The organism is Staphylococcus auricularis (assembly GCF_051172115.1).
GTDB classification, from domain to species: domain Bacteria; phylum Bacillota; class Bacilli; order Staphylococcales; family Staphylococcaceae; genus Staphylococcus; species Staphylococcus auricularis_A.
Map to the genome: position 1 here is coordinate 257,280 of NZ_JBPIZN010000002.1, position 21,583 is coordinate 278,862.

The 21,583-nt window shown below is 37.3% G+C and carries 18 protein-coding genes and 1 pseudogene; 12 read left to right on the forward strand and 7 right to left on the reverse strand.

The features are described 5' to 3' along the window. Positions 1 to 54: 54 nt before the first annotated feature. Genes ACSBRB_RS05400 through sdaAA form a run of 3 tightly spaced genes read left to right on the forward strand, consistent with a single transcriptional unit; the run spans position 55 to position 2,712 of the window. Positions 55 to 1,092: a PTS sugar transporter subunit IIC gene (locus tag ACSBRB_RS05400; protein ID WP_435031925.1), complete on the forward strand. Its 1,038-nt coding sequence runs from the start codon at positions 55 to 57 to the stop codon at positions 1,090 to 1,092. A gap of 39 nt (positions 1,093 to 1,131) precedes the next feature. Beyond that, positions 1,132 to 1,809, forward strand: a complete 678-nt coding sequence (gene sdaAB / locus ACSBRB_RS05405) for an L-serine ammonia-lyase, iron-sulfur-dependent subunit beta (RefSeq protein ID WP_059108018.1) — start codon at positions 1,132 to 1,134, stop codon at positions 1,807 to 1,809. Positions 1,810 to 1,821: 12 nt separating this feature from the next. After that, on the forward strand, positions 1,822 to 2,712 hold the full coding sequence (gene sdaAA / locus ACSBRB_RS05410; RefSeq protein ID WP_435031926.1) for an L-serine ammonia-lyase, iron-sulfur-dependent, subunit alpha: 891 nt from the start codon (positions 1,822 to 1,824) through the stop codon (positions 2,710 to 2,712). Positions 2,713 to 3,011: 299 nt separating this feature from the next. Here sdaAA and ACSBRB_RS05415 read toward each other — a convergent pair whose 3' ends face one another. Next, positions 3,012 to 3,500 carry a GNAT family N-acetyltransferase gene (locus tag ACSBRB_RS05415; RefSeq protein WP_435031927.1) on the reverse strand — a complete coding sequence of 163 codons (489 nt, stop codon included), beginning with the start codon at positions 3,498 to 3,500 and terminating at the stop codon, positions 3,012 to 3,014. Positions 3,501 to 3,772: 272 nt separating this feature from the next. On the opposite strand from ACSBRB_RS05415, the gene srtA reads away from it, so the two are divergent. Next, the gene (srtA, locus tag ACSBRB_RS05420; protein WP_435031928.1) at positions 3,773 to 4,405 is read left to right on the forward strand and encodes a class A sortase SrtA; all 633 of its coding nucleotides are present in this window, start codon (positions 3,773 to 3,775) and stop codon (positions 4,403 to 4,405) included. A gap of 656 nt (positions 4,406 to 5,061) precedes the next feature. Here the strand turns inward: srtA and ACSBRB_RS05425 are convergent. After that, positions 5,062 to 5,613, reverse strand: a complete 552-nt coding sequence (locus ACSBRB_RS05425; RefSeq protein ID WP_435031929.1) for a GNAT family N-acetyltransferase — start codon at positions 5,611 to 5,613, stop codon at positions 5,062 to 5,064. A gap of 194 nt (positions 5,614 to 5,807) precedes the next feature. On the opposite strand from ACSBRB_RS05425, the gene ACSBRB_RS05430 reads away from it, so the two are divergent. After that, positions 5,808 to 6,617 carry a Cof-type HAD-IIB family hydrolase gene (locus tag ACSBRB_RS05430; RefSeq protein ID WP_435031930.1) on the forward strand — a complete coding sequence of 270 codons (810 nt, stop codon included), beginning with the start codon at positions 5,808 to 5,810 and terminating at the stop codon, positions 6,615 to 6,617. 56 nt (positions 6,618 to 6,673) lie between these two features. Here the strand turns inward: ACSBRB_RS05430 and ACSBRB_RS05435 are convergent, their stop codons facing one another. Next, positions 6,674 to 6,952 carry a GNAT family N-acetyltransferase gene (locus ACSBRB_RS05435; RefSeq protein WP_233647789.1) on the reverse strand — a complete coding sequence of 93 codons (279 nt, stop codon included), beginning with the start codon at positions 6,950 to 6,952 and terminating at the stop codon, positions 6,674 to 6,676. Between the two features lie 298 nt (positions 6,953 to 7,250). On the opposite strand from ACSBRB_RS05435, the gene ACSBRB_RS05440 reads away from it, so the two are divergent. The 4 genes and pseudogenes from ACSBRB_RS05440 (at position 7,251) to ACSBRB_RS05455 (ending at position 9,872) form a co-directional block, all read left to right on the forward strand. Further along, on the forward strand, positions 7,251 to 7,595 hold the full coding sequence (locus ACSBRB_RS05440) for an antibiotic biosynthesis monooxygenase (protein ID WP_435031931.1): 345 nt from the start codon (positions 7,251 to 7,253) through the stop codon (positions 7,593 to 7,595). Between the two features lie 149 nt (positions 7,596 to 7,744). Continuing rightward, positions 7,745 to 8,179: a MarR family winged helix-turn-helix transcriptional regulator gene (locus ACSBRB_RS05445; protein WP_435031932.1), complete on the forward strand. Its 435-nt coding sequence runs from the start codon at positions 7,745 to 7,747 to the stop codon at positions 8,177 to 8,179. A 74-nt stretch (positions 8,180 to 8,253) separates the two neighbouring features. Further along, a pseudogene (gene mhqE, locus ACSBRB_RS05450) lies at positions 8,254 to 9,231 on the forward strand (ring-cleaving dioxygenase MhqE). A 44-nt stretch (positions 9,232 to 9,275) separates the two neighbouring features. After that, on the forward strand, positions 9,276 to 9,872 hold the full coding sequence (locus ACSBRB_RS05455) for an alpha/beta hydrolase (protein WP_435031933.1): 597 nt from the start codon (positions 9,276 to 9,278) through the stop codon (positions 9,870 to 9,872). A 72-nt stretch (positions 9,873 to 9,944) separates the two neighbouring features. On the opposite strand, the gene ACSBRB_RS05460 is transcribed toward ACSBRB_RS05455, so the two are convergent. The 3 genes from ACSBRB_RS05460 to ACSBRB_RS05470 all read right to left on the reverse strand — a co-directional run bounded on the left by ACSBRB_RS05460 (position 9,945) and on the right by ACSBRB_RS05470 (position 13,806). After that, positions 9,945 to 10,682, reverse strand: coding sequence for a CHAP domain-containing protein (locus ACSBRB_RS05460; RefSeq protein WP_435031934.1), 738 nt, complete (start codon positions 10,680 to 10,682; stop codon positions 9,945 to 9,947). Positions 10,683 to 11,034: 352 nt separating this feature from the next. Then, positions 11,035 to 12,450 carry an anion permease gene (locus tag ACSBRB_RS05465; RefSeq protein WP_435031935.1) on the reverse strand — a complete coding sequence of 472 codons (1,416 nt, stop codon included), beginning with the start codon at positions 12,448 to 12,450 and terminating at the stop codon, positions 11,035 to 11,037. A 288-nt stretch (positions 12,451 to 12,738) separates the two neighbouring features. After that, the gene (locus ACSBRB_RS05470) at positions 12,739 to 13,806 is read right to left on the reverse strand and encodes a YkvI family membrane protein (RefSeq protein WP_435031936.1); all 1,068 of its coding nucleotides are present in this window, start codon (positions 13,804 to 13,806) and stop codon (positions 12,739 to 12,741) included. 470 nt (positions 13,807 to 14,276) lie between these two features. Here ACSBRB_RS05470 and ACSBRB_RS05475 point away from each other — a divergent pair, with 470 nt between their 5' ends. Beyond that, entirely contained in the window at positions 14,277 to 16,067 is a 1,791-nt protein-coding gene (locus tag ACSBRB_RS05475) for a cation:proton antiporter (RefSeq protein WP_435031937.1), read from the forward strand. A gap of 481 nt (positions 16,068 to 16,548) precedes the next feature. On the opposite strand, the gene ACSBRB_RS05480 is transcribed toward ACSBRB_RS05475, so the two are convergent. Then, positions 16,549 to 18,501, reverse strand: coding sequence for a fructose-1,6-bisphosphatase (locus ACSBRB_RS05480; protein ID WP_435031938.1), 1,953 nt, complete (start codon positions 18,499 to 18,501; stop codon positions 16,549 to 16,551). A gap of 897 nt (positions 18,502 to 19,398) precedes the next feature. On the opposite strand from ACSBRB_RS05480, the gene ACSBRB_RS05485 reads away from it, so the two are divergent. Beyond that, positions 19,399 to 20,676 carry a pyruvate MFS transporter gene (locus tag ACSBRB_RS05485; RefSeq protein ID WP_435031939.1) on the forward strand — a complete coding sequence of 426 codons (1,278 nt, stop codon included), beginning with the start codon at positions 19,399 to 19,401 and terminating at the stop codon, positions 20,674 to 20,676. Between the two features lie 181 nt (positions 20,677 to 20,857). Beyond that, entirely contained in the window at positions 20,858 to 21,556 is a 699-nt protein-coding gene (gene budA, locus ACSBRB_RS05490) for an acetolactate decarboxylase (protein ID WP_435032097.1), read from the forward strand. The last annotated feature ends 27 nt before the right edge of the window (positions 21,557 to 21,583 follow it).

The window sequence follows — 21,583 nt, forward strand, 5'->3', positions numbered from 1 at the left end:
TATTTGTGTATTACAAATAAATTATAAAGAAAACTGAAAAGAGGTAATTGGGAAATGGATATTGTTTTAGGGACCGGCACACTACTCATCGTGCTTTTAGCGATGACGTTGTTTTTAAATTTTGCGCCTTATGGTAAGGAAGGTTTACAAGCACTTTCAGGTGCCGCCTGTGCGACGTTTCTACCGCAAGCATTCTTAAGCTATGCGATTGGCGGCGTGTTCGACATTGAGTTTCTACAAAAAATCGGGGATTTAGCTGGTAGTTTAAGTGGGGTAGCCGTTGGTTTCCTTACTTGTACGAAAATGGGTATTTCTCCTGTCTTTGCTGTTATTGTTGGTTTAGTGTTACATGATTTCAAATTGTTGCCAGCATTTCTAGCAGCCTATATCATATCATTTGGGGTTAAATTTTTAGAGAAAAAAGTACCAGAAGGACTCGATTTAATTGTAGTTATTTTAATTGCACCTGCACTTACATTCTTACTTGCTACAATTATTAGCCCTGGGGTAACAGCACTTCTACAACAAATTGGTGGTGCGGTTACAGCAGTCGGTGATGATCATCCTTATGCGTTAGCGATTATTCTCGGATTGATTATTCCAGTTACAGGTATGACACCATTAAGTTCAATGGTACTAACCAGCTTACTTGGCTTAACAGGTGTTCCAATGGCTATCGGTGCATTAGCTTGTACAGGTAGTTCATTCGTCAACCTTATGTTGTTCAAACAATTAAATCTCGGAGGCAATGGTTCTAAAGCATTTGCAGTTGCCGTTGAACCATTAACTCAAATTGATTTAATTGCCAAGTATCCATTACAACTTTATGGTGCGAACGCCCTCGTTGGAGTGGTAAATGCTTGTATCGTGACATTTAGTGGTCTTGTGATCAATGTTACTGGTATGGCGACACCAATTGCTGGTGCAATCGTATTGTTCGGCTTTAACGAACCGGTACATGCCGTTGTAACTATTGCTACTGTCGTTGTTGTCAGTCTCGTATTAGGATATATCATCAGTAAAATTATTAAGAAATTCAATCTTATTAATTTTAACTTCAAAGCACAAAGTACACAAAACCAAGCAAATTAATGCATAGGGCATATTAAAATTAAGGGAGATGAAGTAGTTATGGCGCGTAAACAAGATTATCAAAGTGCCTTCGATGTGATCGGGCCCGTCATGATTGGTCCTTCAAGTTCACATACAGCAGGCGCTGTTAAAATCGGTAACGCAGTTTATTCTGTTTTACAAGCAGAGCCAGAACGCATTGAGGTACACTATTACGAATCATTTGCAGCAACACATTCTGGTCATGGTACAGATAAAGCTACAGTTGGGGGAGCAATTGGTTTTAGTACATTTGACACGCGAATTCGAGAAGCTTTAGAAATCGCAGAAGACAAAGGAATTGAAGTTGAAATCATCGAAGAATCTGGTTCAAGTCTAGGGGAACATCCTAACTGTGCATTGATTAAAGCAGATGCAGGCGATCGCCACGTTGAAGTCAATGGTATTTCTATCGGTGGCGGTACAATTAAAATTAAAAGTATCAATGTAAATGGATTATGTATTTTGATGAATCACGGACTACCCATTTTAGTCGTTGATGGTCAAACAGATAATGCACAAATTAACCATTTAATTAACGATTTGATTGACTGGAATGTCGACATCAATGAACAAATCAAAACGATTAAAAAAGAAGGTTGGCTTTTAGCGTGCAATCTAAATAAAAGTTTAGATCCTGACCTCCTAGAACGTATAAGAAATAAATATAGTGACATAGTCTTTTCGTATATTAAATAAAGAGGTGTTATCATGTTTGAATCTATGAAAGAGATAATAGATTATGCAACTGAACACAATAAATCATTTTCCGAAATGATGATCGAAGAAGAAATGGATCTTCAAGGACAACCAAGAGAAGAAGTTAGAGAACAAATGAGATCTAACTTAGAAGTGATGAGAGATGCTGTTAAAAAAGGTACAACAGGTGAAGGCGTTAAAAGTGTAACAGGTTATACAGGTCAAGATGCCATCAGATTACAAAAATACAGCGAAAACGAACATCCATTAGCAGGCCAAGAAATGCTTGAAGCGGTGAAAGGCGCAGTTGCAACAAACGAAGTTAACGCAGCGATGGGTATTATTTGTGCTACACCAACAGCTGGTTCATCAGGTACAATCCCAGGTGTTATTTTCAAATTAGAAAAAACACACGGCTTTGACGATGAACAATTGATTGATTTCTTATTCGCAGCTGCACTTTGCGGTAAAGTTGTCGCAAACAATGCCAGCGTTGCTGGTGCCACAGGTGGTTGCCAAGCTGAGGTCGGTTCAGCTTCAGCGATTGCAGCTTCAGCAGCAGTTCAAATTTCAGGTGGTACTGCTGAACAATCTGGTCATGCGATGGCCATTGCAATCGGAAACTTACTCGGACTTGTTTGTGACCCAGTTGCCGGATTAGTTGAAATCCCATGTGTTATGCGTAATGCCATCGGTTCAGGTAATGCATTAATTTCAGCAGACTTAGCATTAGCTGGTGTGGAAAGTCGTATCCCAGTTGATGAAGTCATCGAAGCAATGGATAAAGTCGGTAGAAACTTACCTTCTTCATTACGTGAAACAGGTATGGGCGGTCTTGCTGGTACACCAACTGGACAAGAAATTAAACGTAAAATCTTTGGCGAAGAAAACGTCAAATCATAAAATAATCGTGTGATCGCTTTCATTCACTATTGAAAAAAAGCATCCAACCCACTAAACTGATGTAAAGGAATGGGGATGGATGCTTTTTAAGTTAGCAATACTTTTTATCACGCTCACCATCAATACGATTTTGACATATTACTTTACGGTTGATGGCACGTGGCAAAACCGTTTACTAAAATCAATATCAATCAGTATCATGATTGTTTTTCTATATACGTATGTAAGGTTACTTATTCATTTGAGACAAAATAAATAATGGTGCATGTCCTGGTTAAATATCAGGAGATGCATCATTTTTATTTTAACTGTAATTGATAAAATGCTAAGTCGAGCCACTGGTCAAATTTGTATCCCACTTTCGATAATGTACCTGCGTGCTTGAATCCAAATTTCTCATGTAATGCGATACTCGCAGCGTTATGCGCATCAATTCCTGCAACGATCGTTTGATAATGATGGTCCCGTGTGTATTTAATTAGAGTGTCGAGCAGTTGTGAAGCAACCCCTTGCCCTTGGAAATGCGGGCTCACATAAATAGAATGTTCTATCGTATAAAGGTAAGCAGGCCAATCTCTAAAGGATCTAAATGTCGCAAAACCTGCAACCTGCCCCTCTTGTTCGACTACAAAGACGGGGAGTTGTTGTTGCTGCTTGTGATCAAACCATTGCTGACGTTCTTCTAATGTGACAGGCTTGTAAGTATAAACCGCGGTGGTATTTATTATAGCATCATTATAGATGTCTAATATTTCTGGTAAATCATGGACAGTTGCTTGTCTAATCATGAGAAAAGCCTCCTCAGTTAGGTAATTAAAAATCGTAAAAACATAATATGATAGTAACACAAATTGGAGCGTCTACATCATGATTTAAAAAATAACGGTTAAAGATACGCATAAATGAATGTCAAAATCTATGGTTCAAAAACGCTGATTGTCACTTTAAACTCAAGTCGTGCTATACTAATGATATTAAAGTAAAAAGTAGAATCTACCGATTTTGTCCATTTCAAATTGAAATGACTGAGTGTAGATCTCAATATGAAAGGAAATGAACGATGAGAAAGTGGTTGGATTGGGTGCTGACAATTGTCGGCGTCATCTTAATACTCGTGGCTATTTACCTTTTTGCTAAGCCACATATCGATAATTACCTACAAAACAAAGAAAACGAAGATAAAATTGAAAACTACGATAAAGAAAGTAATGCTTCTGATCAATCGTCAGAAGAAAAAAGTAACGAGAAGAAAGAGTTAAAAATTCCAAAAGACAAATCTAAGATGGCCGGCTATATCTCTATTCCAGCAGCTGATATCAAAGAACCTGTGTATCCGGGTCCGGCAACGCCAGAACAGTTAGATCGAGGTGTTAGCTTTGCTGAAGAAGACGAATCCATGCAAGATCAAAATGTCGCTATTGCAGGTCACACATTCACCGATAGTGATGATTATCAATTTTCAAATCTCCCTGCTGCTAAAAAAGGCAGTAAAGTGAATTTAACCATCGACGATGAAAAACGCACATACAAGATCACAAAAATATTTGATGTTAAACCCGATGATGTGAAAGTGCTAGACGAACAAGATTCAGATAAACAACAACTCACGTTGATTACATGTGATGATTTTAACCCAGAAACCGGCATGTGGGATACACGAAAAATCTTTGTCGCAGAAGAAGTCGCATCTTAATTTATTGAGTTCTAAGTATATATAAGAATACTTCTTTAATTTAGGACTATTATATGTTATTTATCAAGATCTCAGTTATTTAAGACTTACTATAAATTCTTCAGAGAGTTTTAAAATTCTATATACTCTTCATTTTATTAATCGAAATGAAGTAGTGACTGCTATATGGAAAATCGTGAGATTTTACAAAAGTATCAAGAAATTATAGAGAATAAGATGGGATAGAAAAATTCAAATCATGTTGTATTAAAGGGAGTCAATCATAAAATCAAGTTGCTTAAACGAGTATTTATAACTTTTTCTTTGAAATAGGATTGTTATTCTTTTTAAGATTTATAAACAAGGTAAGAAAAAGACGGTTCCAACCGAAACATCGGTTAAAGTCGCTTAGTCAGATTGCAACACCGTCCGAGACTCCTGAGGCAACTAGCCGAAACTGAAAATCCATTTTGGCCGAATATATATAGTAATTTAAAGTATTATTTATTAGCCAAAATTAGTTGAAGTGAGGCGCCTAGGAAAGCGAGGACAGGTAAGCAATCTGTAAAATGCCACTTAATATATTGATTTTGAGCTTTTATAAATAGTGGACAGCTATTTATTGACGGATAACGAGGTTCACTGTATCGCGTGAGCCTCGTTTTTTGATGTCATCATTAATCTAAATTAATATAGAAAATCTTATTATCTGTCCATGCGCCATTTTCATAAATAAAAGCTTTTCGAGTACATTCATATTCGAAACCTGCTTTCTCAAGTAAGTTGATAGATGGATCGTTATCGATATTCACATGGGCTTCAATGCGATGAAACTCGAGCTGTTCGTTTACTAAAGGCAAGATGTTAGATATGGCTTCAAATGCATAACCTTGTCTCCAAAACTGATTATGTATGAAATAACCAATTTCACCCCAGTTAAAGTTTGCGCGTTGAATCGTGACGATATCTAACATGCCGAGATGGTTGCCTAATTGATCAAAAATAGCGAAGATATACATGTCATCTTTCTTCATGAGTGCTTGGTGTTTATCGACTAATGCCTCAAACCATTCTTGAGTACATTCAGTCATATCGATCAAACCTTGGTCATATGGATGTTTAGACGGACTTCGATTTAAAAATCCTTCAAGCCAACTTTCGTAATCCGAATACGCGAGCGGTCTTATTTCTAAGCGCTCTGACGAACAACTCAAATTTTTTTGCTGCATAAAATGCCTCCTCTAATCTCTATGATTAGACTCTATTGTACATGAATTTCATTTAAGTAGCGATAAAATTTTAGAAAATAAAAACTATTTCAAATATGGTTAAATTTGTTTTGCTCATAATGAAATAAAGTGGCATGCACAAACACAATTTGATACAGTTAAAGCAATAACAAGAGAGAATAGAGGGGTATGGAATGATTAAAGCGATCGCCACAGATATGGATGGCACATTTTTAACGGATGAGAAAACGTTCGATCAACCGCGTTTTGAACGTATCTTTCAACAACTTAAGGAACAGGATATCGCATTTATAGCTGCGAGTGGAAATCAATATGCAAAATTACGTTCAATTTTTGGTGAGCGTGAGATGTACTTTGTCGGAGAAAATGGTGCCGTACTGTATCGTGGTGCTGAACGCATTGATTATCATGCCTTTGATAAAGTGGTTTATCGTGAGGTCATTGACTATTTAGTGAAATCACGCGAGTATAAAGAAATTATCGTGTGTGGTTTAAATAGTGCTTATATTTTGAAAGACACGCCACAAGCGTTTAAGGAGAACGTTCATTTTTATTATCGTCAATTAGAAGAAGTGGAGTCATTTGAGCCATTACCAGAAGATGAATTTGTGAAAGTCGCCTTTAACGTCAATCGGGAAACTTATCCGACACTAGATGAAGATATCGCTCAACAATTTGAAGATGAAATCAAACTCGTTTCAAGTGGGCATGATAGTATTGATGTTATTCAACCAGGCATAACTAAAGGTTTTGCACTGCAACGGTTATTACAAAAGTTAAGTCTAAACACTGATGAATTGATGACATTTGGTGATGCGAATAACGATTTGGATATGTTACAACTCACGCCACATAGTTATGCGATGGGCAATGCGAAGGATGAGGATGTGTTTGAAGCGGCGCAACATGTGGCACCATCAAATAACAATCAAGGCGTCTTACACATCATTGATGAAGTTGTATTACATCAACAAAATGAATAACATACGTAAAGAGAGCTGATCCGACGTGGGACCAGCTCTCTGCTATGTCGTCTGATTTATTTTGTGTAAACATCTTGTAAGTCTTCATGTTTTTCGAAGACATTTTTCGCAAATGGACAATCTGCTTGCACTTTTAAGTTATTGTCACGTGCATAGTCAACAACTGCAGATACGAGTTGCGTACCGATACCTTGACCACCCATAGATTCAGGTACACCTGTGTGATCAATGTTGATTGTACTATCGTCTACGGTTCTAAAAGTGATTTTTGCATCTGGATTTTGTTCGTCTTCACCAATGTAAAATTGATGATCGCCTTGTTTAATTTCAGCCATAAAATCATCTCCTATATATTTTAATATCATTGTTGGTAGGAAAATCGAATTGGAATAGTTGTGTTTCAACTTTGATTGACGGATAGAACTTTCTAACCGTTATATCAATATTTTACCCGGTAAGATCAATTACAAACGCAATGATTTTAATCCGGACGTGTGTCTTGTACAAAACTTAATTGACAATGATAATCAAAACCAATTATACTCGAAGTAACTTAAATATTAATAAACTCAAATTCACACATACATTTCTGTTATAGGTATGATAGGGGTTAACAAAGGGAGAGAATTTAATATGTTTATGGTAGAGAATAAATTAGAATTGAAAAAAGGTTCAGCCGAAGCAACGATTCAACGTTTTTATAATCGTCAAGGCATTGAAACAATAGATGGATTTAAAGAAATGTTTGTCACACAAACGAATGGATTGAAAGACTCAGATGAAGTTAAAATTTTAACGGTATGGGATTCAGAAAAAGCATTTAAAACTTGGCTAACATCAGATGTGTTTAAAGAAGCGCATAAAAATGTGCGCACAAATTCACAACAAAGTGAAAGTCCTATTATGAATAATACCGTTACGACGTACGATATCGGTTACCATTACAACAGTGATACGAAAGCAGAATATCAATCATAACAACCAAACGCATACAGTATAAAGTCTAAGCAGCTTAGATTTTATGCTGTGTTTTTTCGTATAAATCGGTATAAAAACTAAACTGTTGACTTAGTAACAGACATGCTATATACTTTATCTCGAATTCGAAATAAATTGAGGTGATGAATATGGATCGAACCGAACGATCGTTAAATGCATTTGTTGGATTGAATCGCACAATTGATACACTGACAAACATTGTAGCGAAAGATGCGAAGCGACATGATTTGAATATTACTGAATTCGGTGTACTTGAACTGCTATTTAATAAAGGGCCGCAGCCGGTTCAACGTATTCGATCACGTGTGTTAATTGCGAGTAGCAGTATCACCTATGTCGTGGATTGTTTAGAGCGCAAACAGTTCGTTCAACGACAACGTGACGCACAAGACAAACGTGTGACTTTAGTTCATTTAACTGAAAAGGGACAAACGTTAATGGAAGAGATTTTCCCGACACATGCACAAATCATTACGGATAGTTTTTCGATGCTGACAGACGACGAATTAACCACCTTACAACATGTTTTAAAAAAATTAAGTGCTCAAACCACGCAAGTGTAGCTGTGCACTTAAAATTTTTAACTAAAAATATCTCGAATTAGAGATAAATAATGATAAAGAAAGAAGGATTTTTCATGACAAATAACCAATTAAAAGGCATACACCATGTCACTGCGATGACTGACGATGCAGAACGTAACTACAAATTCTTTACAGAAGTACTCGGTATGAGACTCGTTAAAAAAACAGTAAACCAAGATGATATTTATACGTATCACACATTCTTTGCGGATGATGTCGGTCACCCAGGTACAGATATGACATTCTTCGATTTCCCTGATGTGCCTGCAGGTAAAAACGGTACGAATGCGATTACGAAACCTTCATTCAGAGTGCCGAACGATGCAGCGCTTGAATACTATGCACAACGTTTTGATGATTATGATGTGAAACATGAAGATATTCAAACCGTATTTGGTAAAAAAGTACTTCCGTTTGAAGAAAGTGATGGTCAAAATTATCAACTTGTTTCTGATGAAAATAATGAAGGGGTTGCACCAGGGGAACCTTGGAAAAATGGACCCGTACCAGCAGATAAAGCTATCTATGGTTTAGGACCCATTGAAATTACAGTCAGCTATTTTGATGACTTCAAAACAATCCTAGAAAATATTTACGGCATGAAACCTGTTGCAGAAGAAGGCAATGCTGTGTTGCTTAATGTAGGAGAAGGGGGCAATGGTGGTCAAGTCATCTTGCGTAAAGATGCAGATGGCCCATTTGCTCAACCAGGCTATGGTCAAGTGCATCACGTGTAATTTAGAGTTGAAGATCACGATGCTATCATGCAATGGATTGATAAATATCAAGAATTAGGTGTCGTTAACTCAGGACTCGTTGATCGTTACTACTTCGAAGCCCTATATGCACGTATTGGTCACATTTTAATCGAAGTTTCTACAGACGGTCCAGGATTCATGGGAGATGAACCATATGAAACACTTGGTGAAACACTCTCATTACCACCAATGTTAGAACCTCAACGTGACTATATTGAATCTCAAATTAGACACTTTGATACCTCACGCAACCACGATGATGATGTACAATAAGAGATGTAGTAAATCATCACAAATCAAAGAGGGGGAATAGAATCATGGAACACGTGTTTAAACAAGGTGCGCCCGATGCACCTACATTTATCTTATTACATGGCACAGGCGGTGACGAAAACGATCTCATTCCTTTAGCTCAAAATTTAAACCCATCTTACAACATTTTAGGAGTGAGAGGCGAAATCTCAGAGAATGGCATGAATCGCTTTTTTAAACGTCATGGCCAAGGGAAGTATGATATCGAAGATTTGAATTTTAGAACAGATCGGTTAATTCAATTTTTAAAAGATGCTGAAGAACAATATGACTTTGATTTAGATCAAGCTGTGGTCGTAGGATTTTCTAATGGCTCTAACATTGCGCTGAACATGATTTTTGATGAACGTATTGATTTTAAAAAAGCTTTATTATACGCACCATTGTATCCACTCCCTGTTACGAATGAGATTGACTTAAGTCATATGGATATTTTGGTATCTGCTGGAGAACGTGATCCCATCAGTCCAGTGCGAGAAAGTAAACGCTTGATCTCACTGTTGAAACAACACGGCGCGAATGTCGAAACCGTGTGGGTTAACAGTCATGAGCTATCAAGAGAAGGTATTGAAGCGGGACAAAAATTGTTGGCCCAAAAATAAATTTGACGTCATAAAAAAGGCGGGGCACTTACCTCATGGGTAAATGCTCCGCCTTTTCTTATTATTTCAATCTTAGTGAATGTAGTTGTAAGAAGAAGCTTCGTCAGCTGAGATTGTACGTTGTGATACAACACCAGGACCATGACCATAGTTCATTTCAGAAACTTCTACAGAACCGTCATTGTTCACGTTTTCTACATAAGCCACGTGACCATGTGAACCTGCAGTTGATTGTAAGATTGAACCTGATTTAGGTGAGTTATCTACTGAGTAACCATCTTGAGCTGCTGCGTTAGCCCAGTTGCTAGCGTCGCCCCAAGTTTGTCCAATTTTACCGCCAACACGGTCGTATACGTAGTAAGTGCATTGACCTTCAGTGTATGTGTTGTTACCTGAACCAGAAGCTTGTGAAAGTGATTGACCACCGTTAGATGGTGCTGATTCAGTGTTTACATGATAACTTCTATCTGAAGTCGTTGAAGCGGGTTTCGCACCTTTACCGCCAGTGTTGTTTGATGTATAAGATTGAGTGCTTGTTTGGTTGCTGCTTTGTGCTGATTGCTTGTTATTGACTGGAGTACCTTGCCAGTCATAGTTGTAATTACCGTTTTGATCGATTGTGTAAGTATAGCTGTAACCGTCATTTCCGTTACCTTGCCAGTCGTAGTTGTAGTTACCATTTAGGTCGATTGTATAAGAATAGTTATAAGAAGATTGATTATTGCTTTCTGCTGCGTCTGCGTCTTGTCCTGTGAATGCGATTGTAGCGATTCCTGCAGTTGCGATTGTAGCTGTAGCTAATTTTTTCATAATGAATAAATCCTCCCAATATTAATTTTAGATTCTTTTATTTATATATTTACGTTTCTTTCGTTATCTCTCTGCTTTATTAACTTACCTTGTGTACTGTAACATATAATTTAACGCTGTAAATTACAGTGAAATAACTTTGAAGTTACAAAAAATAGGAAGAATATTAAGATGTAATGTGCAAGAAATATTCTTCCGTTTCTATGAAAAATTATGTAAAATTCATCGTTTCGCTGTAATTAAACTGATAACTCTTATGATATATACGGCAATTTTTCACGAAAAAAAGCACGACTGCTGTACCGTTCATTAGTTCAGAAGTCGTGCTTGAATATGATTTGAGTACATCCAATTACATAAAGCCGATGAGTTTCATCCAGAGTGAACCGAGTCCGAGCCAGATGATAAAGTAAACGAATGCAAGGAGTGCATTCATCGTCCACCAGCGTTTTTGAGACACGTAACCGGATGAGAAGAGTATCGGTGCTGGACCACTACTATAATGCGTTGTAGAAGCCATTAAGTTACCGAAGAAACCGAGTAACAAGGCACTGAATAACGGCGGTGCACCTGTTGCAATCGCAACTGCGAGTAATGCAGAGTACATTGCGCTGACGTGGGCCGTTGAACTGGCGAAAAGATAATGTGAATAGAAGTAAAATAAGATTAAAATGACGAGAACGATTGGCCAACTTAAACCATGTAATTGACCAGAAATGGCTTTACTCAACCAAGGAATGAAACCGAGTTTATTTAATTGATCGGCCATCATGACGAGGACCGAGAACCACACGAGGGTGTTCCAGGCACCTGTTTCTTTTAATACGTCAGACCAGTTTAACACGCCTGTCAGTAGTAATAACGACAGTGCGATAAATGCAGCCAGTGTCGCATTAATACCAAGTGTTGAGCCGAGAACCCAAAGTAATAAGGCGATGAGGAAGATGCTGATCATAAATACTTCATCTCGACTCATTTTACCCATATCTGCGAGTTGGTTATCTGCCCATGGTTTTGCATCAGGCATTTCTTTAATTTGTGGGGGGTAGATTTTATAGATAATCAGTGGCACCACAATCAATGAGATGAGACCAGGAATTAATGCTGCGAGGAACCAGTTCATCCACGTGATATTGACACCTTGATGTTGTGCTAAAGATTGTGCGAGTGGGTTACCCGCCATCGCTGTTAAGAACATCGCAGCAGTGATTAAGTTCCCGTGAAATTCTGTAAATATTAAAAAGGACCCCATTTTACGTGCTGTGCCGTCTTCTGGTTTAGAACCAAATTGACGAGATAATGCATTGATGATCGGGTACATAATTCCGCCAGCACGTGCGGTATTACTTGGTGTTGCAGGCGCGAGTAAGAGGTCGACCCCAATTAAAGAATAACTTAAGCCTAATGTTTTCTTACCGAATAACTTTACGAATTGTAAGGCTATGCGGCGACCTAATCCTGTTTTGACAAAGCCTCTAGAAATAAAGAATGCCATCGCAATCAACCAAATACTCGGATTTCCGAAGCCTTGAACGGCAGTATCGATATTGACGGTTCCTGTAGCAACAGCGACAGTAAATCCAATAATAGCGACTGCACCAATCGGTAAAGGCTGAGTGATACATCCAATGATCGTCGCGATAAATATCGCAAACATGCGCCAGGCCGTATCATCAAGTGCAGCTGGTTTAAATGGTGTGAGTAACCAAATGATGATCCCGACAGCAATAGGTAGAATTAATTTTTTATAATTTATTTTTGCATCCACATCTTTTCACCTTTCTCATATGTATTCCTATTAATAAAAAGTTATTGTATAGCATTTGAGCTTTAATTTAATTATATAGCAGTTAGTTGAGGATTTCATTAAGCGTTTACATTTTTTGGAATTTAATTGAGAATCGTTATCAAAATCATTATAGTGAGTTCGCTATGAAAAGTAAATAACGAAATAAAAGGGGGACGTATAAAATTAAAGTTAGATTTTAAAAAGAGAATAAAAAAGTCGACAAGCATAAAAGACTTGCCGACCATATATGAAAGATTTGACGCACGATTAGGATTGAGAATGCCGTGATGGTTTGTATGTGAATCCTTTCCATAAGATAGGAATGAGAAGGATGAAACCGAAGATGCCCATCACTGGGAATACTTTCCCAATAAGAGAAATAAAACCGATAAATGTTGTCACAAACGTAATCAAGCTGATGATGAGAAGTAATCGGTAGTATCGTTTTGAATAAGGAGTTGTAAATCGTGATGCAAAGGCGTACATTAAGCCGACGACTGTATTATAGATGACGAGTACCATAACGAGTGACATCGCAGCACCTAAAATAGGTGAAATACGATTGGCGAGTAATAATGAAGGTAAGGACACATCAACGACTGATTTGAACTCTGTGACCATACCCAGATTCAATACTAATAATAAGAATGTAATAATAAGTCCGCCGAGTAAGCCACCCCAAATCGTACTTTGCACTTTATGAATGCGGCCACCCATGACGGATAGGAAACTAAAGGCAGCAGCAATTTGTAGACTGGCATAGTTCAGTGCGTCAAACCACCAATTGTTATCTGTATGATGTGCGTTCGCATATGCTTTTGCTTCATCAAATGACAGGTCTGCGGTAGTAAAATAGTAAAACGCGATGATCACAACGATGATGACCAGAAATGGTGTGACAATGCCGAGTACTGAAATTAAGCGATCGAATTTCAAACAAAGGGTTAACAGAATCGCAATAATCAAAATGAGTGAACTCAACCAGTAAGGCACGCCGAAACTCTCGTGAATCGTTGAGGCACCACCTGCTGTCATAATCATCGCTAAAGCAAGTAGAAATAAAGTTAAAACCAAATCGAATACTTTAGCTATCCCGGGTTTTAAATAGTATTGAATCGACTCAGAATGACTATTCGCTTTTAAATGATATCCAGTATACATCACAAAAATACCGCCAAGTGTGACGAGTGCACCTGTAATGAGGATACCCCAAACGCTATACCCACCGTTACTTGTGAAGAACTGGAAGATTTCTTGACCAGTTGCGAAGCCTGCCCCTACGACGACCCCTACAAAGGCAAAGGCAACGGTGATGATTTCTTTTAAATATGACAAAGTGAGATGTATCCTTTCTATATTATATATGTATTAATCATATTAATATTCATTATTTAATAAACAACAAGTATACATTGTAACTTATTTAGTGGGGAAAATAAATAAAAAGTCATCGTTCAGTAAACAATTGTATATATGAGGAAAACACAGCGTTGTTTGATTGAGTGAGCCGGACAAACTTGTTCGTATGCGTTAAGTATGAAGCTGGCGCATGCATGCTTTGAACGTTTAAAGATGCCGAACATCGAAAGTGATGCAGACAGAGACAGAGTTCATGACGATTTTGAAACGTCGTGCAATAGTTTATTAAAATTAGGGTATATAGAGGATTGTAAAAGTAAAAAATAATATGCATGTTTCGATGCATAGACTTTTAAATTCTGATATCATAAGTTTTTACAATAAAATATAAATGATAAGTAATCATATGCTTTATGCATATCGTTTGAGAAATTGGAGGGAAAACAATGTCGCTATTAGATTTACCCATCATGTTAGTCATCGTCATCTTCATTGCGTTCGGTGTCTTCAGTCAATGGCTGGCAGATAAGATTAAATGGCCATCGATTGTAGTGATGTCGATTGTTGGACTTCTCATCGGTCCGATCTTGGGGTTAGTGAACCCACAAGAAACGTTGGGTGAAGACGTCTTTTCACCTATGGTTTCGCTCGCTGTAGCGATTATTTTATTTGAAGGTAGTAGTAATCTTGATTTCAGAGAATTAAGAGGCGTCTCTAAAGCAGTCAGCCGTATCATTACGGTAGGTGCAGCGATTGCATGGTTGCTCGGCGCTGTCGCACTACACTATATTTTAGATTTCCCTGTAGAAATCTCACTCGTGTTAGGCGGTTTATTCTTAATTACAGGTCCAACCGTGATTCAACCGCTATTAAAACAAGGTAAAGTACGCAATAGTATCGACTCGATCTTACGTTGGGAAAGTATTATCCTCGATCCAGTCGGTCCAATGGTCGCATTAACTGCATTCTATGTCTTTGATATCGTGGACAAAGGCTTTGCGTTAGAAACGATCTTTGCTTACATTCTCACATTGCTTATCGTTATCGCAATCGGTCTATTAGCTTCTTACATATTCATGAAACTCGTGAAGCATGATAAGATTCCACAGAACTTGATGCCACCAATTCAATTTGTCTTTATCTTATTAATCTTTGGTATCTGTGATGAAATCTTACCAGAGTCAGGATTGCTTGCAGTAACGATCTTTGGTTTAGCAATGGCACGTCTAAAACGCCACGACTTACTCTTCAAAGAGTCAGATCACTTTATTGATAACGCATCAACGATTCTTGTCTCAACGGTCTTTATCTTAATCACATCTTCATTAACATTAGACATTCTAAAAAGTGTCTTATCATGGCAACTCGTGGTCTTCTGTATTGTGATGATTGTGTTAGTTAGACCGATTTCAGTGTTACTTTCAACAATCAAAACCGAAATTTCGCTCCGTGAACGTCTTATGATTGGGATGATGGCTCCAAGAGGTATCGTCGTACTCACCGTAGCTCAATTCTTCGCCGGTTTATTTGTAGAAGATAATGCCCCGATGGCAGAATATATTATGCCAGTGACATTCGGACTTGTCTTCGTGACCGTTGTCATCTATGGCTTTGGTTTCGTTCCATTAAGTAAAGCGATGGGCTTATCAAGTACGGAACCACCTGGTGTTATTCTCATTGGAGATAGTGAATTTTCATTTGAACTCGGTTCAAAATTACGTGAACACGACATTCCAGTGATGATGTTCAGTCTATTCTCTAATACGAAAGAACGTGCGAAAAATGACGGCTTTGAAGTCTTCGAAGGTAACTTCTTATCTAGTAATGATCGGATTTACGCAGATTTAACACGTTATGATAAATGTCTATTAATGGCGAAATCATTCGTCTTAAACACATTGGCATTCAACGAACTCGTGCCTGAATTTGGTCTGAAAAATGTAGACATGATGCCGATCGCATTTAATGATGAACGTGCACGTCAAAACATCAATGGTCCCATTCAAAATCACATCTTGTTCGACCAAGAAATGACGGCGAAATGGTTCGATGATTTTGTAAAAGATCATGAAATACAAGAAATTGCAGCAGATAAACAAAATCAATTAACAGACAATGATATGGTTCTTTATCATATCGATGAAGAAAATACAGTCACATTAAAACGTAACAACACAAATTTTAATGATACTGAAGAAGGTACCATTGGTTACTTAAAAGATGCGTATAACAATTAAACATCTATAAAACAAGAAGCACCCTTCAAGTGAGCGACGCTCATTTGAAGGGTGCATTTTTGTGGTGTGTTTAAAAGTGGAAATGTCTCTATAATTTTAAATGCTTAAACCAAAAATAATGGAGACAAAATACATTTATGAATAATCATTTAATAAAACTACTTAGAATATTACTGTTACTAATGTAAAAGAAAAGGTGTAAAAATCAAGAAATTATAGATAAAGCAAGATAAGAAAAAGTGACTCCTCCCGAGACTTCGGATACAGTCGCTTAGAAAGATTGCATCACCGTCCGAGACTCCTGAGGCATCTAGCCGAAACTGAAAATCCATTTTGGCACAATATATGTAATAATTTAAAGTATTTTTAATAGCCAAAATTAGTTGAAGTGAGGCGCCTAGGAAAGCGAGGGCAGGTGAGCAATCTGTAGAACGTCACTCAATATATATTTATATTAAACCACTGTAGGTGAGGAGCGCTTTTATTTTAAGAAGCGATCGTGCATCAATTCTTTTAAGATATCAATTTCTTGTTGAATCGCTTTACCTTTATTTGTATCTTTAATTTTTTTACGTTCTAGCTCTTTATCTACGACACGACGTACAGATAATTCATCAGCCCCGTTGCGTAACACATTTTCTTTAGAGTTAAAGTGTTGGTGCGCAACAAGTTGCATACCGAACGAATTATATAGCAACGTATAGCCTGCAATACCTGTAGTAGATTGGTAGGCTTTAGAGAAGCCACCATCGATGACGAGCATTTTACCATCAGCTTTAATTGGGTTTTCACCATCGATTTCTTTCACTGGTGTATGACCGTTGATAATGCGGCCTTGTTCTGGATCTAGACCAAAGTCTTTGAGCATTTTTTTACACATGTCTACATCTTCACGTAAATAATAATAAGGATTTTTAATTTCTTTGTGTGCAGCTTTATCTGCGATGAAATAACGTTCAAACGTCGTCATAGCACGTTTACCGAATAGAGATGAATATTTACCAGTCCACAAGTACCAAACGAGGTCTGTTGCTAAATCATCACCGACGTCTTTGTGATTGAACGCGTAACGTACATAAGCTTCAAAATGGTCTAACAAATCACGTCCATAACGTTTCACGCCGTCGATTTCCATAGATTCCATCTCACCGTCTTCATTAACTGGAATACAGCCGTGGATTAACAGGTTACCATTATAAGGTAAATACAGTTTTCCTTTTTGCATCAAGAAGGTCATGTGACGTTTTAATTTTTCAGATTGTTGGACAGATAGAAGTAATTTATCGATGACTTCTTGTTCCTCTTCTGTAAGTGCAGTGGGATCATCCGGATCGACAGTTTGGAAACATGTATGTTCTAATGGATAGGTTTTCCCGTAAAGCGTTGCTGTGAGATTGTCATAATCAATGCTTTCTAATACGAGTCGACTTTCCATATCAAAGCTTGGGCGACGTTTGATGATTGGCGCCTCGAGTTTGAATTGGATCATCGCAATGGCTTGATGGATTTTCGTAATTTGTGCTTTTTCTTCTTCACCTAAGTCATCCGCATGTTTTGGACGGAAGGGATCATTTGTACCGTCGTAGTATTTTTCAGCTAATGTGAGTAACGGTCTTAAATTAATACCATATGCATCTTCAATGATGTCTAAGTTGTTATAACGTGCACAGATACGAAGTAAGTTGGCGAGGCATACTTTAGAACCAGCATAAGCGCCGATCCATAGCACATCGTGGTTACCCCATTGGATATCAACGGAATGATAGTTGATTAACGTTTCCATAATTTTATCTGGATCTGGTCCACGATCATAAATATCACCGACGACATGAAGATGATCGACAACGAGTTGTTGCACAGTAAAGGATAAACCGATGATGAGATCGTCTGATTGTTCTAATTCAACGATTTGATTCATCAACGTATTATAATAAGAAGACTTGTTATTATATTTATTACTGTGGTAGAGCAATTCTTCTATAATAAAAACATAGTTTTTAGGTAGTGCTTTACGCAATTTTGTACGTGTATACTTAGATGAAGCATATGTCACGAGTTTAATTAAACGATGGATCGTTTCGATGTACCATTGATTTAACGCATCTTTGGTTTTGATGTCACTTTTGACGAGGTTAATTTTTTCTTCAGGATAGTAAACCAATGCAGCGAAGTCATTGATTTCTTGTTCACTTAACTCGTCGTGGAAAATGTCTGAGATTTTTTGACGTACATTTCCTGAACCATTACGTAATACATGTTGGAAAGCATCATATTCACCGTGCAGGTCACTGACAAAGTGTTCAGTACCTTTAGGTAATTCGAGGATTGATTTTAAATTAATAATTTCTGTAGCGAGTGCTTCTTCATTATCAAATTGTTTAGCTAGTAAATCTAAATATCTGCTTTTTAATTTGTTCGATGACGGCATTGTCATTTATCGTTCACTCCATCTTTTGTAATTTTCTCTATATCATCATGTGTTGTAAAACGCTTACACATAAATCAGATCAATTCCAACATATCATAAAATATGAGCAATTGTGTACAAGTATGTTTTGATATGATAGTAAAAGTGTCATAATGAATGATGCTCAAAAGGAATTCTTATGTTACTCAAATATGTAATAGCCTAAGTGTAACACTTGTTTTACTAGATTAAAGGAGTAAATTGTTCATATATTCACAAACAAGAAGATTATATTTCTCTCAATTTTTGATGTATAAATAAACTTTAAAGGCAATTTATCATTATAATGCGCATATGTATATAATAATTGACCGGTTAAGGGTTTAAAAGTATCTGAATTTTTGTATAATATATGATGTAACTAATTCATAGACGGATCATACATTGGTGTAAGAAGTAGAAGCGACAATCATTATAATCAAATGACTAATCATAAATCGTTATCAAGGGGTATGCGTTTAAATAAACGATGAATTAACGCACCAATGTTTAGTTACATTTATGTTGCTGGAGGCTTAACAATACGAGGGAGAAGTTCCAGTATACATAACTAAAGGGAGAAATTTCTATCAATATGGAAGGATTAACTCGATAAGGGGAGTTAATCCTTTTTTTGTTTTTCGTAAAGTTATAATTATTCTACTTTTAAATATTGTAAAACTTAGTAAAATAAATTCCTTTAATTATACAATGAGTAGAAAAATGTATAACTCACATGGCTAAATGGTTAGCTAGTACATAAAATAGTTTCATTATTCACTAATTATAAAAATGTTATTGTAACCGATTTCGTTATGTGCTAATATCAAGTGGATTAAAACAACTCAAGTTGATATTTAGGCTATCAAGAAAGAAGGAAACACTATGACACATAAGAGAACAAAGGTACGTTGGTTTTTTATGGCTGCATTTTTCATCATTGGCGTCATCGCATATATGGATAGATCGAACATCTCTATTATAGCGGCTCCGATGATGGAAGATTTACATTTATCCAAAACTCAATTCGGTTTATTAGCATCATTCTTCTCGCTAGGATATGCGTTAATGCAAGTACCATCAGGATTTTTAGCGGAGAAATTCGGTCCGAGAAAAATGTTGACGATTTCACTCGTTTGGTGGAGTGCATTTACGATTTTAACAGGTTTAGTGAAAAATCACGGTTTGTTATATACAGTTCGATTCCTCTTTGGTGTAGGGGAGGCACCGATGTATCCTTCAAACGCAGTATTTAACTCTTTCTGGTTTGCGAAAAATGAAAAAGGACGTGCATCAAGTGCGTTACTTGCAGGGTCATATTTCGGACCTGTAATCGCACCAGTAGTCACGATTGCGATTGTGAATATGTTCGGTTGGCAAGCCGTGTTCTTCATCTTTGGTTTTGTAGGCATTATCATCGCGCTGTTATGGTTCATTATTGCAAAAGACTTACCAGAGCAACACCGCATGGTCAATGAAGCTGAGAAACAATACATTATGGCTGAGCGTGATGTCATTCAAACGGACAAAGCGACTGCACCATGGTCGTTATTCTTCCAACGTTTTAGTTTTTATGCAATTGCGGCTCAATACTTTGTTGTACAGTTTGTCGTTGCATTCTTTTTAATTTGGCTACCGACTTACTTAACAGAACAATATCACGTGAAATTAACGGATCCTGACATGGCATGGGCAGCAGGGGCGCCTTGGATTGCGATGTTCGTCTTAATCATGCTTGGTGGTATGATTTCAGATAAAATCTTACAAGCTGGTAAATCTCGTTTCGTCGCACGTGGCTCGATTGCGATCACAGGATTTGTTGTATTTAGTATTGCGTTATTTATGTCAGTACGTTCTGAAAACTTAGTGATTAACATCTTATGGTTGTCATTATGTTTAGGCGGTATTGGTATTTCAACAGGTATGAGCTGGGCTGCAGCGACGGACTTAGGACGTAACTTTGCTGGATCGGTATCGGGTTGGATGAACTTATGGGGTAATATCGGTGCATTATTAAGCCCGCTATTAGCTGGTTTCTTAGCAGATCGTCTAGGTTGGACACTGACGCTTCAATTGATTATTATTCCGGTTGTTTTCGCGATTATTATGTGGTTATTTGTAAAACCGGATAAACCATTAATTGTAGAAAAACACAAGTTATAATTCGTATAAAACACGCACATGTGCAGTTGAATCACTCATTGATTCAGCATCGCATGTGCGTTTTTATATTTTAAAAGAAAGCGACCGTTCAGTGTGATATCCAACCTATGAAGAAATTCGACAACCGTTGTATAATACTAAATGAAAGTAAGAAGTACAGTAAATAATGGGAGATGAAGAAATGTTATATCAACATGGCACGTTAGCTGATTTAATGGCAGGCATGTTACAAGGGACAGCGTCCATCAACGATATTTTATCTCATGGAGATTTGGGAATTGGCACGTTGACAGGTTCTGATGGAGAGGTCATCATCCTGGATGGTAAAGCGTACCACGCGAATGCAGAAGGTGAATTTAGAACATTAACCGGGAAAGAATTAACGCCATTTGCTACAGTGACAGCGTTTAAAAAGGACACACAATTTGAAGTGGAGACTCAATTGTCTTCTGATGAATTTCAACAAGCAGTCCTAGATAAAGCGAAAAGTAAAAATCTTTTCGTAGCTGTGAAACTCACAGGTCAATTTAAAGATGTTAGTGTACGCATGTTACCGAAACAAGAACCACCTTATACACGTTTGAAAAATTCAGCTGAACAACAACCCGAATATACTCAAACAGATGTGAAAGGAACGATTGTTGGTTTTTACGCACCACAACTCTTCCATGGCATTGCTTCAGGTGGCTTCCACTTACATTTTATTGATGACGATAAAACATTTGGCGGACATGTGTTAGACTTTAATATACAATCTGGTACAGTTGAACTGCATCATATTGAAACATTAGAACAGCATTTTCCAATCGATGATCCTACTTATTTGGAAACGGATATCGATTATGATCATATTTCCGAGGAAATAAATGAAGTTGAATAAATTGAGCTTAGACTCAAATGAACCGAT